Annotated in this window: 1 protein-coding gene; it reads left to right on the top strand. The window is 57.7% G+C overall.

Annotated elements, in window-relative coordinates; translation table 11 throughout:
• Nucleotides 1–239: hypothetical protein (locus SB756_RS34900; RefSeq protein ID WP_410913860.1), on the top strand; the 239-nt coding region annotated here is incomplete at both ends.

The following is a 239-nucleotide window of genomic DNA, read 5'->3' as shown; positions in this document are numbered from 1 at the left end:
GCGTCGAATTATTTACCATCCTGAAGTTAACTACGCCTTGCGGCAAACGCTGGTGCTCTGTCTGCCGGTGGCGCTGGGCTGGCTGGCTGGCGACCTGCAAAAAGGTCTGCTGTTCTCATTAGTGCCCGCCTGCTGCAACATCGCCGGTCTGGATACCCCGCATAAACGCTTCTTCAAACGCCTGATTGTTGGCGGCAGCCTGTTTGCCCTCGGCAGCTTTCTGATGCAGTGGCTCACCC

Source organism: Pseudomonas sp. SIMBA_068, assembly GCF_046534705.1.
GTDB lineage: Bacteria > Pseudomonadota > Gammaproteobacteria > Pseudomonadales > Pseudomonadaceae > Aquipseudomonas > Aquipseudomonas putida.
This window is presented reverse-complemented; position numbering and strand designations above follow the sequence as displayed.